Below are 13,898 nucleotides of genomic sequence, written 5' to 3'. Positions count from 1 at the left end.
TGTCAGGCCTCCGTAATTGCTCTGATCGCCTCACAGACATGATCCACGACCTGAAGAACCAGAGCGTCGTCTTCTGCTTCCGCCATCACGCGAATCAGAGGCTCGGTGCCACTGGCCCTCAGAACCAGACGACCCCGCCCGGCGAGACGTTCTTCTGCCCAGGCTTTGGCAGCCGCCAGTTCGGGACTGCTCAACGGATTAGCCCCTGAGTAGCGAACGTTTTTGAGAAGTTGCGGGAAAGGCTGGAAGACCTGACAAATCTCACTAGCGGGCTTCTTGGTCTCCACTGAAACAGCCAGAACTTGGAGGGCGGCAATCAGCCCATCTCCGGTCGTAGCGTAATCGGACAGGACCATGTGCCCGGACTGCTCCCCGCCCAGGTTCCCACCATTCTCACGCATGCGCTCAACGACGTAGCGATCCCCGACTGCCGTCCGCTGAAGCTCCAGCCCATCTTCCGCAAGAGCCTTCTCCAGCCCCATATTGGACATGACCGTGGCCACGACCGTGTTGGTCCGCAGACGTCCATGCTGCTTCCAGAATCGGGCGATCAACCCGAGAATCTGGTCGCCATCAACCAGATTTCCGTTCTCATCGGCGATCAGAACACGATCAGCATCTCCGTCCAGCGCAATGCCGAAGTCCGCGCCATGTTCCTTCACGGCAGCACAAAGCGTCTCTGGGTGGGTAGAGCCAACACCGTCATTGATGTTCAGGCCATCCGGTGAACAACCAATCTTGATAACTTCCGCACCCAGCTCCCAGAGAGCAGTTGGGGCCACGCGATATGCGGATCCATTTGCGCAATCGAGAACAATCTTCAGACCATCCAGACGCAGCCCGCGCGGGAAGGAAGCTTTGGCATTCTCAATGTAGCGGCCAGCGGCATCGTTCAAACGAGAGGCACGACCGATTTCTGCCGGTGAAGCCAAACGCTGAGACAGGTCTTGTCCCATCATGGCTTCAATCTCCCCTTCTACTTCGTCGGAGAGCTTGAAACCGTCTGGGCCAAACAGCTTGATGCCATTGTCGGTGAAGGGATTGTGAGAAGCTGAAATCATAACACCGAGGTCCGCCCGCAAAGACCGCGTCAGCATGGCAATCGCTGGCGTCGGAAGCGGACCGACAAGGATCACATCCATACCGGCGGACAGAAAGCCCGCAACAAGAGCACATTCAATCATATACCCGGACAGGCGTGTGTCCTTGCCCAGCACAACAGTATGTCGACGGCTCTGACTGCGCATGAAATATAGGCCGGCGGCCTGTCCAAGCTTCTGGGAAACTTCCACCGTCATCGGAGCAGTGTTTGCGGTTCCCCTGATGCCGTCCGTCCCGAACAGAGCCCTCTTGCTGGCCATGGTTATGAAATCCTGCCTGTCTCGATAGATAAGAAAAAGGCGCGGCACCGGAGAGGAAATTCCCCCTCCAATGACGCGCCTTGCGGTGCGGTTAACGGTTTGATTAGCCTGCCTGAGGAGCCGGATCAAACGCACCCGGACGTGTCGTCGGCACAGAGGCGCGGCGATTATCCGGCAATTGCTCGTCATCGGACGGGCGCTCGATCGCCTCTCCCCGCATGATCCGACCGACATCGTCTCCGGTCAGGGTCTCATACTCGAGCAGAGCCGCTGTCAGACGGTGCAGATCATCAATCCGCGTCAGAAGCAGATGATGCGCCTGCTGGTAAGCCGTATCGATCAGAGCCTTGATCTCTACGTCGATATCGCGTGCGGTCTGCTCAGACAGATTCTTGTTCTGTGTAACGGAGTGCCCCAGGAAGACTTCCTGTCCGTTATCGCCATAGGAAATCATGCCGAGCTTGTCGCTCATACCCCATTCCGTGACCATTCGGCGAGCCAGATCGGTAGCGCTCTTGATATCACCAGATGCACCGGCACTGACTTCTTCCGGGCCAAAGATGATTTCTTCAGCCACACGGCCACCCATGGCAATCACCAGACGCGCCAGGCACCATTTCCGGCTATAGGAAATGTTATCTTTCTCAGGCAGCGTCATCACCAGACCCAGAGCGCGCCCACGCGGCACAATCGTAGCCTTGTGAATGGGGTCACTACCCGGCGTAAAGATCGCGCAGATGGCATGCCCGGCCTCATGATAAGCCGTCGAGCGCTTTTCGTCCTCGGTCATGACCATGGACCGACGCTCTGCGCCCATCATCACCTTGTCCTTGGCCTCTTCAAACTGAGCCATTCCGACCGTACGGCGTCCCTGACGGGCAGCCATCAGAGCAGCTTCGTTCACAAGATTGGCCAGATCAGCACCGGAGAAGCCTGGCGTACCACGAGCGATCACCTTCGGGTCCACATCTGAAGACAGCGGTACTTTCTTCATATGAACGCGCAGAATCTTTTCGCGACCAGCAACATCGGGGTTCGGCACAACGACCTGACGATCAAAACGCCCCGGACGCAGCAGAGCCGGATCCAGAACATCCGGACGGTTGGTTGCTGCAATCAGGATAACGCCCTCATTGCTCTCAAAACCATCCATCTCGACGAGCATCTGGTTGAGGGTCTGCTCGCGCTCATCATTGCCGCCACCAAGACCGGCACCACGATGGCGGCCAACGGCATCAATTTCATCGATAAAGATGATGCAGGGAGCAGCCTTCTTGCCCTGCTCGAACATGTCGCGCACACGGGATGCACCGACACCCACGAACATCTCCACGAAGTCCGAACCGGAAATCGTAAAGAACGGCACATTGGCTTCACCAGCAATCGCACGGGCCAGAAGCGTCTTACCCGTACCCGGAGGACCGACCAGCAGGGCGCCCTTGGGGATCTTGCCGCCCAGACGCGTAAACTTCTGCGGGTCTTTCAGGAATTCGACGATTTCCTCGAGCTCAGCCTTGGCTTCATCGATACCTGCCACATCGTCAAATGTGACGCGGCCCGTCTTTTCCGTCAGCAGACGAGCCTTTGACTTACCAAAACCCATCGCACGGCCACCGCCGGCCTGCATCTGGCGAAACACCATGAAGCACAGGCCGACAAGCAGAAGAACGGGAAGATAATTTCCCACATACCGCAGGATGGAGTTCTCACCGCTATCCATTGGCTTGGCTGTCACTTCGACACCCGCACCGGTCAGACGAGCCGGAAGGCCCGGATCCATTGGTGCATAGGTTTCGAAGGAGGTACCGTTCGTCAGTGTTCCAGAAATATTCTGTTCCTGGATAACCACCGAGCGCACCTGGTGCTCGTCCACATCATGGACAAAATCGGAATAGGCGATCTGCTGGGCAGCATGCTGGCTTCCACCGGGCTGGAAGGCGGTCAGCACTGCCATTCCGACCATGATGATGACCACCCAGATCGCAACGTTACGGCCTAAATTGTTCATCTCGTTCTCTGTCGTCCTTCAGACTGTCCGTCAGATGCAGCGGGGCTTCATCATCTCAACAGGCCGACGTCATAGTCTGCGTTGACTTCATAACATAGGCGGTCCTGCCCATGATCCTACCCCATCAAGGGCAGGAAAACGCATTTCCACGCATTTTGGTACGCTTTTCACCCGTTTACGCCGTTTTCGCCGGTAACTGGAACCCCTCCAGCCCAGACGAATGGAACCGTTCCGGCCCTTTCCATAAGATCTGGCAACCCTATGACATAGCCGTCGCGCCAGAGAGCGGGGAGTGCCTGTAATGCTTCGACAGGAATTCCCAATCGTCTGGCATCAAGACCCTGCGCCCCACTTCCAAGAGCTCCAATAAGAGTTCCTTCAGGCACATCCTCTTGCAGGCATCGCCAGCGCCCATCCCAGAGAGGCTGCCCGGCAGCACAGACAGATGCCTCTACAGATCGCATTTCTCTGACAAAGATAACGCCGTCCCCAAACCGCCCTGCTGCCCGCATGATCACGCCCCCGAGTGAGCCTCGTCCCTGCTTTATGAGTGACAGGACTTTCTCACGCGATGGGCGATAACGACTGCCAGAGACCAACCGCACCAGAGCAGACACACTGTCCTCGCAAACGCCGTTTTTTCTTAAGAAAACCCAGCCCGCAGGATGCCATACGGCCTCATTCGCCAGTAAGTCAGCTAAACCAGCATCTCTTACCGCGCGGTTCAGCACAGCGCCCGCTTGCCACTCGCGAGCTTGAGTCCGCTCGCTCTGCGTCAGGTCCTGGCGCCATCGCACCCGTTCAAATCGACGATTCTGATTGGAAGGATCTTCGACCCAACTCAGGCCGGCAACCCGCAGCGTCCCTCTCAGGCGTTCGGGATGACAGGCCAACAACGGCCTAACAATCCTGATCCACCCCCGAATGGCAGACGCAGAAATCCCGGCCAAACCAGCTTGTCCGCTTCCTGCACCATGCCGCATCGAGACGGTTTCATCCTGGTCATGAAGATGGTGCGCCACCAGAAGGTCCAGGCACCCTGCGTCGACACATGCCCGTTCCAGAGCATCAAATCTCGCATCCCGGGCTCGCTCCTGAAGCCGCCCCTTTGGAAATGGCGCCAGAGTTAATACCCGGGCTTCCACGCCCATCTCTGACAGCCTTTGAGCCGTTAGTCTCGCTTCTGCTGCGGACTCGGGACGCAAGGCATGGTCAACAATGAAGGCGAGAACATGCTGACGCCAACGCCGTGCAAGCCATGCGAGCGCCAGAGAATCTGCGCCTCCGGAAACGGCAAGCCCGACCGGCGCGATTGGCGTATCAGGCAACCAAGGCCCTAAAGACTCCATCCAGGCAGAAAATTCCGCCGCCTGGATGGGATTTTTCACATCAGTGACAGGCTGCACGCCCACGGAACGTCGCTGCTGCTGATTTGACGCGAGGCGTCGGTGTCGGGAATTCGGTCTTCAGCTTATCAAGTGCCTGACAGGCCGAGTTCTTATCACCCATAGCCAGCAGAGAAGCCGCAACACCCAGAAGGGAGTCCTGTGCTTTCGGCGTTTTCGGAGCTTTATTGTAGGCGTCGTAATAGGCGACCGCAGACTCACGATACTGCTTCTGCCCCGCAAGGGACTGAGCCAGTAGGAACTGAGAATCCATTTTACCCGAAGCGCTTTTGGCAGTCTTCACGGCAAAGCGTGCATTCGTTTCAGCATCTTCATACTTGCCAGCCTTGAGAGCAGCATTGCCGACCTTCAAAGCTTCAAGAGCCGTTTTGGGGGCCTCATCAGAAGACGCAGGCGCCGTCTCTGCCGCTTTAGACGTGGCTACAGCAGCACCGGCGGCGGCAGGAGCAGACGCTCCACCTCCACTGCCACCATTCTGGGAGGCGAACTGCATGTCAGAAATCTGCTTGGACAGATTGGCCTGTGTTTCTTTCTGCGCGTTGCTGAGCTGATCCAGTTCACCCCGCATCTGACGGTTTTGCTCTTCAAGCGCAGCAACACGCTCGAGAAGCTGGGCGGTCATGTTGCCATCAGCTCCCGAAGAGGAGGAACCACGCGATGATGACGAACTGGGCGCAGGCAGAGGCCCGCTATTCTGGATCTGCGAAAGCTGCTGCCTCAATGAGGCAATTTCGTCCTGAAGGGCAATCGCCTCGCGGGAGGAAATACCCCCACCATCTGACGCGTCCTGAGCCATGACTGGCAGGACAGGACAAAGCACAGAAAGCGCCGTTCCGAGCATGACGGCACGGAGGGGACGGGACAGGGCCATGCAAGATCTCCTGAAACATGTTCGACGCCCGGCCTGAGCGCCCTCTCGCAATCACCGGCGAGTTCGGCTGATGAACAGTCTTAAAACAGAAACGGCCGGGGGATAAACTCCCCCGGCCGTTCAAACTGTCAGTCCGTCAGACGGATGACCTGGGTTCAGCGAACCGAGGTGATCGCGTTACGGTTCTGAGCCCATGAGGCTTCGTCGTCACCGTCAGCCGTCGGACGATCCTTGCCGTAGGAAATCGTCGTGATGCGGGAAGCGCTCACGCCCTTGGCAACGAGGTAGTCACGAGCAGCATTCGCACGACGCTGGCCGAGAGCAATGTTGTATTCTTCGGTGCCGCGATCATCGCAGTTACCAGCGATCTGAACGCTGACCTGCGGATACTTCGCAAGCCATGCAACCTGCTTGTCCAGCGTTGCACGAGCTTCTTCAGAAAGCTGGGATACATTCAGCTCGTAGAAGATACGGTCGCCAACATTGGCAACCAGGTCAGCTTCGCTGCCCGGCGTCGGGCCGGCTTCCTGCGTGGCTGCGCCAGCACCGGTGCTGTTGCCCGTATCGGTTTTGCCGTCGGAGCAGGCTGCGAGAACAAGCGCCAGACCAAGCGCACCAAACACCTTGAACTTCATGTGTCTCAACCCTGAGAACGGTTCCGTATCAGAAACCGAAATGCGGCATATTGCCGCGTTGTTCCGGACCACACACCCTTCCACTCAGGAACGCTCAAGAATCCTTTACGAACTCTCTGCGAACCACTGGAAAAGCACTGGCCACTAGCGCCCATACCCATGACTTAAATCCGGGGTCAAGCATCCTGTGAGGGCCTACCCCCGAGCCAGAGAACGATTCTGTTTCGAAACTAGAAAATGCAACATAAATGTCACAGCAGTTAGACAGGAATGTGGCGGAATTCTGCCAGTTGTTTTGCTGAACATTCTTTAATCGTTTTATCCTCATGCAAGCCTTGCGTATCAGCCAAGCGCCGCATGCGGGGCACATTTAATCCGGGAGCTGAGGCGCTAAAGTCGATTTACAGAAGATGCGATGGAACGCCGGACTCTGACACCTGGAGAGAACGCCCAAAATCGACTCCATTCGAAGCCATTTTTTACACACTTCATCAGGACAGATGTTTCGTGCCCCTGTGTGGTCGAGCGAACGCTCCAGATCTGTTCAGGGCAAAATACTCCCCGTTGATCGTTGCCAACGGGGAGGGAAAAAGCTGCTCAGCCGTTCAGTGGAGACCAGGCTGGATCAGACGCACCTGTTGCCGTGCGAATTGGGCGCTCATTGAAGCCCGTGATGTCGATTGTACCGATGCCAGACGCAAATCCGGCACCGCCCGCACCCGAAGCGCTTTGACGGCAGAACGCCAGGACCCGGCCATTCGGGCAGAACGTCGGAGACTCAACAGTGAAGCCCTGCGTCAGGATACGTTCACCCGTACCATCTGGGTTCATGACGCCCAGAGAGAAGCCACCATGCCCAATGCGGGTAAAGGCAATCAGATCGCCACGAGGTGACCAGACCGGAGATCCATACTGGCCAGAGCCATAGGAAATCCGGCGCGCACCACCGCCCGATGCACCCATGATGTAAAGCTGCGGGCTACCACCACGATCGGAGTTGAACACGATCTGGCTGCCATCCGGGCTGAAGCACGGGCTGGTATCAATCGCACCACCAGAGCTGGTGATCTGATGCTTGCTGCGAGAAGCCAGATCCACAACAAAGATGTCAGATCCACCACCACGCGTTGCAGACAGAACAACGCGGCTTCCATCCGGAGAGAAGCGTGGCGCGAAGGAAATGCCGTCAAACTCACCCAGCATCTGCTGACGGCCAGAGCCCAGATCAAACAGATACACGCGCGGACGGTTGTTCGCATACGACATGAACGCAACCTGATCGCGCGCCGGGTTGAAGCGCGGCGTCAGGGTCAGCCACTGGCCGCCTGTCAGCATCCGGGAATTGAACCCGTCCTGATCCATCAGCGCCAAACGGGTGATCTGATGGCGACGCGGACCTGTACGGGCAATATAAGCGATACGGGTATCGAAGTACCCCTTCTCGCCCAACATCCGCTCGTAAATCACGTCAGCAATAATGTGTGCAATCCGACGCCAGTTGGATGGCGACGCCGTATAGGCCGTACCCTGAAGCTGCTCACCAGCAACAACATTCCACAGACGCATCTCAACGCGAACACTGCCCGAACCAACTGCACGTCCGGCAACAGCAGCGCGCGCGCCCTGAGCCTTGAGTGCACTGAAATCCGGTGTGCCACTGGGCGACACATCGCCTGTCATCACTTTAAACAGGCCGGTCCCAGCCAGATCGGAAGAAATGACACTGGAGATCTGTTCACCCATTCCAGCACCAAAGCTCGGAATGACAATGGGAATAGGCGCCTGACGGGCCTGATCAACAGTAATTTCAGCTTCCCCAGCCCCACCGGCCGCAGTTCCTTGCGCAAAAGCGGAAAGCGGGGTTGCAAGAAGACCACCAGCCGCGGCTGTGGCACCGAGGATGGAACGGCGCGACAGCAGCGCGCTCAGAGCATCAGCTTCGGAATCGGAAATGAAGGTCATGATGATTCCTCTAGGGTTTACGGCCTGAAGACAAAACGCAGCTGATGCGTCTGGCCTAGCAGGTTGGAAGGAATGGGGAGATGGGCACAGGTCGGGCTCAGAACCGCATCCCGTGCACGCTCCGCCAGCACACGATAGGATGGGTCTGACGCCATCTTCGCTGCCGTATCAGGAGCATACTTCACAAGACGCGCCTCACCCGTTGCATCCACCGTCACAATCAGATGCGCGACAAAGCTCGCATAGTTCCGCGCTTCCGTGTCTTCCGTATAGCAACGCCGCACGGAGCCACCGATCGCCTTCTGATCCGCCATGGACAGAGACTTGGTGATATCGCCATTTGGCACACCGCCGCCATCCGGCGCACCACCCTGTGGCGGATTGGCCTTCGCCTTGGGTGCATGCGTCTGCTTCTGGTCAGACCGGAAACTATCCAGTGTGGCCAGCAGGGAGTGACTGTCCGCCTGCGTGTTCTTGGACGCATTCGGCTGGGTCAGATGCGAGAATTTCGGCGTATCCGGCAGCTTGTCAGCCTTCTGTGTCTGCGGGCTCGGGGGAGCCACCATTGCAGACTTAGACGGCGGAGACGGCTTCGGCGGAGACGCAGGAACAGGCTCAGGCGACGGCTCCGTAATTTTTGGCGGAAGCTTCGTCGGCGGCAGAGGCTGAGGCTTTGTCTCAGGCGTAGGCGGAACCGGCTGCGGCGGCGGTGGTGGCGGAGGCGGTTCTTCCGTTGGCGCTTTCAGAGGAAGCGTCGGAGACGGAGGAGCCTCGTTCTTCACGGGCGCAGGCGCAGGAGCCGGCTTCGGAGCCGGATGGTCAGCCTTGATGGGATGGGTGGGAGGCCCTGCCTCCTCAAATTCCATCTGCACTGCCGGAGGCTCCGGCGGTTCAGGTGGTTTCTCGAACGGGATCCGCACAACCAGGTACAGGATCAGTGCCGCATGGACACCGACTGAACCCAGAAGCGCGTTGCGAAAGCGACGCCTGTCCGAACGACGTGGACGCACCACTGCGGTGTCCTCTTACTGGCCGCTCTGAGGCTGCTGAGCCAGCAGTGCCACATGCGTAAAGCCGCCAGACGTAATCTGTCCCATGACCTGCATCACGCGACCATAGTCGATATGTGCATCAGCCCGGACAAAGATCCGATGGTTCGGATCGTTCTGGGACTGGACCTTGAGCTGGTCCACAAGCTGCTCGGGTGTGATCGGGTCTTCCCCCAGGTACAACGAACCATCGTTGCGCAGGGAAACCGTGATCGGCTTGGTGTCAGCATTGACCGGGCTGGCATCCGTCTTGGGCAGATCGACATTGACGCCGCTGGTCATCATCGGCGCTGTCACCATGAAAATGATGAGCAGCACCAGCATGACGTCCACAAGCGGCGTAACGTTAATCTCAGACGCAGGGCGCCGACGACGGCCACCCATACGCCCACCTCCTCCAGCGGACATCCCCATGGATCAGGCCTTCCCGCTGGACGTCTCGTCCGCACGTTCTTCCGACTGACGGGAAAGAATGGCGGCAAATTCGGTCCCGAACGCATCCATGCGGTCCGCGAACTTGTCCAGCGAGTTGCTGATGACGTTATAGGCCACATAGGCCGGGATAGCGGTCACAAGACCGATCGCCGTTGCGAACAGAGCTTCGGAAATACCCGGAGCCACAACGGAGAGGTTGGTGTTGTGCATGGCAGCGATCGAGCCGAACGCATGCATGATACCCCAGACCGTTCCGAACAGTCCGACGAACGGCGCAACCGGGCCAATCGTGGCAAGGAAAATCACGCGGCGACCCAGACGGTCGTTTTCGCGCGAAACGGTGATGTTGATGGCACGGTCGATACGGTCCCGCACGCCACCGCGCGCCAGATCAATTCCGACAATACGTGCCGAGCGACGCCATTCGCCCATGGCAGCGCCGAACACGGCAGCCATCGGATGAGTCGGGCGTGCGCCATCAGATTCGTAAAGGTCGTCCAGCGAACCGCCGGACCAGAAACGGTCTTCAAATTCCGTTGCTTCGCGATTGACGCGACGCATCAGAAGGATTTTTTCCGCAATGATCGCCCACACGCCTGCACTGCACAGGACGAGCCCGACCATGACCAGCTTAACGACGATGGACGCGTGCAGGAACAGGTCCAGAGGCGACAGACCGGCCGCACCGACCGCCCCAAGCGCACTCGAACTTACCTCATGATCCACTGTTCTCTCCTGTCCAGATCCTGTCCCTTACGGGTCAGGACTCTCCATTGCACTTCGTGAGGAAACAGGAAAGTGGGTCAGACCTCTCCAGCCTCGAGTTTTCGAACAGCATCACACCACCGAGGCGGAATTTTGGCAGGTTTCATGGCTTCGGCAGAAAGACACGCCAGCTCTACGTCAATGACGACGGCGGTTTCGTTGCCATTCGTGCTGTTTCGAACAGTTTGTTCAAGTTTCAACCGCGTTGGCGTCATTGCAACCAGCGCTGTCTCGATTTCCATTTCATCATCGAGTCGCAACGGCGCGCGATAACGCACCCCAACCTGCCGCACGACAAACGCCAGACCAAAATCGCGCAGAAGCTCCGTCACCGAAGCCCCTGCATCGCGCATGGCTTCACTGCGCGCACGTTCCGCAAAGCCGAGATAGCGGGCATGATAGACGATGCCACCTGCATCCGTGTCTTCGTAATAAACCCGGAAACGGATCTTATGCGTTGCCATCAGTTTCTCCGCTCATTGGCAGTGGCTCTTCAGCCTGCCGTGTCGTCGTCGAGCCCGGACAGAAGATCAACCTGGCTCGCTGGCGGGTTCAGGCCCAGATGTCTCCACCCAGCCTCACCCAACATGCGCCCCCGCGCTGTCCGCAGGATGAGCCCCTCCTGAATCAGATAAGGCTCGATGACGTCTTCCAGTGTGTCACGCGCCTCTGCCAGACCGGCAGCCAGCGTCTCGACACCCACAGGGCCACCATGGTGATGCTCTGCGATACGCTGAAGATAGCGGCGGTCCATCGCATCCAGACCGCGCTCATCAACTTCAAGACGGGAAAGTGCGGCATCAGCCGTCGCGCGATCAATGATCGGCTTCTTCGCGACAAGCGCAAAATCCCGAACACGACGCAGAAGACGGCCCGCAATACGGGGCGTGCCGCGAGAACGACGGGCAATTTCCTCTGCTCCGCCATCATTCAGATGAACCCCGAGCTTCGTGGCGCCCCGTGAGACGATCGCCCGCAGCTCTTCCGGCGTGTAAAACACCAGTCGCAGGGGAATACCGAAACGATCCCGGAGAGGCGTTGCCAACAGACCTGCACGGGTTGTCGCGGCTACGAGTGTAAACGGCGCCAGATCAATCCGCACCGAACGTGCTGCCGGCCCTTCCCCGATAATCAGGTCGAGCTGGAAATCTTCCATCGCCGGATAGAGAATTTCCTCGATCGCCGGCTGAAGACGATGAATTTCATCGATGAACAGCACGTCACGAGGCTGGAGATTCGTCAGGATTGCCGCAAGATCTCCAGCGCGCTGAATCACTGGCCCAGACGTCGCCCGAAATCCAACGCCCAGTTCACGCGCTACAATCTGCGCCAGCGTGGTCTTGCCCAGACCTGGCGGTCCATGCAGCAACACATGATCCAGAGCATCTCCACGGGCCTTTGTTGCCTCGATGAAGATGGCCAGATTTTCACGGCTTGCTTTCTGCCCTGTAAAATCCGCGAGCGTTTCAGGCCGCAATCCACCTTCGGCAATATCGTCCGGCAGGCGTGCGGCGTCCGTTTCACGAAATTCGCTCATCGGGCGAGATCCTTCAGGCAAAGGCGAATTGCCAGATCAAGCGAGGCATTTTCGTTTTCGGCCAGAACACGACTGAGAACAGGCCAGGCCTCTGCCCGCCGAAAGCCGAGACCAGCCAGAGCCAGGAGCGCATCATTCTCGACGTTTGGCCCGGTCACCACGCCTGGCATCGGGGCGGACGCGCCACCACCGGGCATCTTGGCGACTTTGTTGCGAAGTTCGCTCAGAATTCGATCGGCAAGACGAGGGCCGACACCTGCCGCCCGCGTCAGAGAACCACGATCGCCCGCATTGATTGCCAAGAGAAGCTCACCGGGAGAGTTGGCCGAAAGGATCGCCAGCGCGACCTTGGCACCCACACCTTGCACGGTCGTCAACAGGCGGAACCACTCACGTTCGTCCGTTGTCACGAACCCATACAGAAGGATCGCGTCTTCCCGAACAACGGTTTCGATCAGAAGACGCACGACTTCCGGAGGCTGCGGAACGGATGAGAGTGTGCGTGTTGACGCTGACACCACATAACCAACGCCATTGACGTCAACGATGCAGCGCTCTCCTTCGATCTGCCCGACGAGCCCTGTAAGCTGTCCAATCACGCCATCCGCCTTCCAGCCGTTACATAGGCCGCACTTGCACGATAATGGGCATGGCAGATCGCTACAGCCAGCGCATCCGAAGCATCGGCCTTGTAGATGGCGACGCCCGGCAGAAGCCGCTTCACCATCATCGTGACCTGCTCCTTCGTGGCAGACCCGGTTCCCACAACAGATTTCTTGACTGTCATAGCACCATACTCTGCCACCGGGAGGCCTTCGTAGGCAGGCGTCAAAAGCGCCACGCCGCGGGCATAACCGAGCTTGAGCGTGGAGGAGCCATTGCGGTTCACGTAAGTTTCCTCAACCGCCGCCTCGGCGGGAGCATACTCACGGATCAGGTTCTGGAGTTTCCCGTGCAGCTCACAGAGCCGCAGGGGAACCGATTCATGACCATCCGTCGCAATCACACCAGAGGCCACATGCTTTAGGCGGTTGCCATCCACATCAATAATTCCCCAGCCCATGAAACGCAGGCCGGGGTCTATTCCCATCAGACGGATCAAGCGGCGAGCGCCTGCGCCACATCGTCTGGAAGATCAAAGTTGGCGTAAACAGCCTGAATATCGTCGTTATCTTCCAGAACGTCGATCAGCTTCAGAACCGTCCGGGCCTTCTCTTCGTCCAGAGAAATGCTGTTTTCCGGACGCCAGTCGAGCTTGGCGGACTGTGGCTCGCCGAAACGACCTTCAAGAGCGTCACGCACTGCGAAGAAGTTTTCCATCTCGCAGGTGATCTCGTGCCCTTCCTCGGTCAGCACGGCATTATCCGCACCAGCCTCAATGGCGGCTTCCAGCATCTCGTCTTCAGAGGCGGCATCGACCGGATACGTCACAACACCCAGGCGCTGGAACATGAAGGACACGGAGTTCGATTCACCCAGCGAGCCACCATGCTTGGAGAACGCTGCACGAACTTCACCGGCCGTCCGGTTCCGATTGTCGGTCAGACCTTCGACGATGATCGCCACGCCAGCCGGGCCGTAGCCTTCGTAGCGCACTTCCACATAGTCTTCGCCACCAGCAGCGCCAGATGCCTTCTTGATGGCACGCTCGACATTATCTTTCGGCATATTTGCTTCACGCGCTGCGGTGACAGCAGCACGCAGACGCGGGTTGGATGCCGGGTCAGGCAGACCGGACCGCGCTGCAACCGTGATTTCACGCAGGATCTTGGCGAACTGCTTGGCGCGCTTGGCATCCTGCGCACCTTTACGGTGCATGATGTTCTTAAACTGTGAATGACCGGCCATCGGTCGCTCCTTCCTCTACGG

The 13,898-nt window shown here is 58.3% G+C and carries 14 protein-coding genes; all 14 read right to left on the bottom strand.

From position 1 onward, the window contains the following. Nucleotides 1-2: 2 nt before the first annotated feature. On the bottom strand, nt 3-1,361 hold the full coding sequence (glmM, locus tag R5H23_RS05870; protein ID WP_086634403.1) for a phosphoglucosamine mutase: 1,359 nt from the start codon (nt 1,359-1,361) through the stop codon (nt 3-5). Nucleotides 1,362-1,464: 103 nt separating this feature from the next. Further along, nucleotides 1,465-3,369, bottom strand: coding sequence for an ATP-dependent zinc metalloprotease FtsH (ftsH, locus tag R5H23_RS05865; protein WP_064273855.1), 1,905 nt, complete (start codon nt 3,367-3,369; stop codon nt 1,465-1,467). A 167-nt stretch (nt 3,370-3,536) separates the two neighbouring features. Continuing rightward, on the bottom strand, nt 3,537-4,718 hold the full coding sequence (tilS, locus tag R5H23_RS05860; protein ID WP_317214791.1) for a tRNA lysidine(34) synthetase TilS: 1,182 nt from the start codon (nt 4,716-4,718) through the stop codon (nt 3,537-3,539). 40 nt (nt 4,719-4,758) lie between these two features. Continuing rightward, nucleotides 4,759-5,646, bottom strand: coding sequence for a tetratricopeptide repeat protein (locus R5H23_RS05855; RefSeq protein ID WP_317214790.1), 888 nt, complete (start codon nt 5,644-5,646; stop codon nt 4,759-4,761). 155 nt (nt 5,647-5,801) lie between these two features. Then, nucleotides 5,802-6,281, bottom strand: coding sequence for a peptidoglycan-associated lipoprotein Pal (gene pal, locus R5H23_RS05850; protein WP_046899934.1), 480 nt, complete (start codon nt 6,279-6,281; stop codon nt 5,802-5,804). Between the two features lie 597 nt (nt 6,282-6,878). After that, on the bottom strand, nt 6,879-8,243 hold the full coding sequence (gene tolB / locus R5H23_RS05845; protein WP_086634401.1) for a Tol-Pal system beta propeller repeat protein TolB: 1,365 nt from the start codon (nt 8,241-8,243) through the stop codon (nt 6,879-6,881). Between the two features lie 17 nt (nt 8,244-8,260). Beyond that, complete coding sequence (locus tag R5H23_RS05840) at nt 8,261-9,256, bottom strand: energy transducer TonB (RefSeq protein ID WP_317214789.1); 996 nt, start codon at nt 9,254-9,256, stop codon at nt 8,261-8,263. Between the two features lie 12 nt (nt 9,257-9,268). Beyond that, the gene (tolR, locus tag R5H23_RS05835; protein WP_046899937.1) at nt 9,269-9,706 is read right to left on the bottom strand and encodes a protein TolR; all 438 of its coding nucleotides are present in this window, start codon (nt 9,704-9,706) and stop codon (nt 9,269-9,271) included. Nucleotides 9,707-9,709: 3 nt separating this feature from the next. Then, complete coding sequence (tolQ, locus tag R5H23_RS05830) at nt 9,710-10,453, bottom strand: protein TolQ (RefSeq protein WP_046899938.1); 744 nt, start codon at nt 10,451-10,453, stop codon at nt 9,710-9,712. 77 nt (nt 10,454-10,530) lie between these two features. Continuing rightward, entirely contained in the window at nt 10,531-10,956 is a 426-nt protein-coding gene (gene ybgC / locus R5H23_RS05825) for a tol-pal system-associated acyl-CoA thioesterase (RefSeq protein WP_046899939.1), read from the bottom strand. A 29-nt stretch (nt 10,957-10,985) separates the two neighbouring features. Then, nucleotides 10,986-12,029 carry a Holliday junction branch migration DNA helicase RuvB gene (ruvB, locus tag R5H23_RS05820; RefSeq protein WP_317214788.1) on the bottom strand — a complete coding sequence of 348 codons (1,044 nt, stop codon included), beginning with the start codon at nt 12,027-12,029 and terminating at the stop codon, nt 10,986-10,988. Continuing rightward, nucleotides 12,026-12,628 (bottom strand): Holliday junction branch migration protein RuvA, encoded by a 603-nt coding sequence (gene ruvA, locus R5H23_RS05815; protein WP_064273851.1) that lies wholly within the window; start codon nt 12,626-12,628, stop codon nt 12,026-12,028. Before ruvA ends, ruvB begins: the two co-directional genes overlap by 4 nt. Next, nucleotides 12,625-13,131: a crossover junction endodeoxyribonuclease RuvC gene (gene ruvC / locus R5H23_RS05810; RefSeq protein WP_046899942.1), complete on the bottom strand. Its 507-nt coding sequence runs from the start codon at nt 13,129-13,131 to the stop codon at nt 12,625-12,627. Before ruvC ends, ruvA begins: the two co-directional genes overlap by 4 nt. Beyond that, entirely contained in the window at nt 13,128-13,877 is a 750-nt protein-coding gene (locus R5H23_RS05805; RefSeq protein WP_046899943.1) for a YebC/PmpR family DNA-binding transcriptional regulator, read from the bottom strand. The genes ruvC and R5H23_RS05805 overlap by 4 nt, the downstream gene beginning before the upstream one ends. Between the last annotated feature and the right edge of the window lie 21 nt (nt 13,878-13,898).

Origin of the sequence: Gluconobacter sp. GP1 (assembly GCF_032913585.1) — a bacterium.
Taxonomy (GTDB): Bacteria; Pseudomonadota; Alphaproteobacteria; order Acetobacterales; family Acetobacteraceae; genus Gluconobacter; species Gluconobacter cerinus.
Note: the sequence above shows the minus strand (reverse complement) of the source record. Positions and strands in the feature narration are given on the sequence as shown.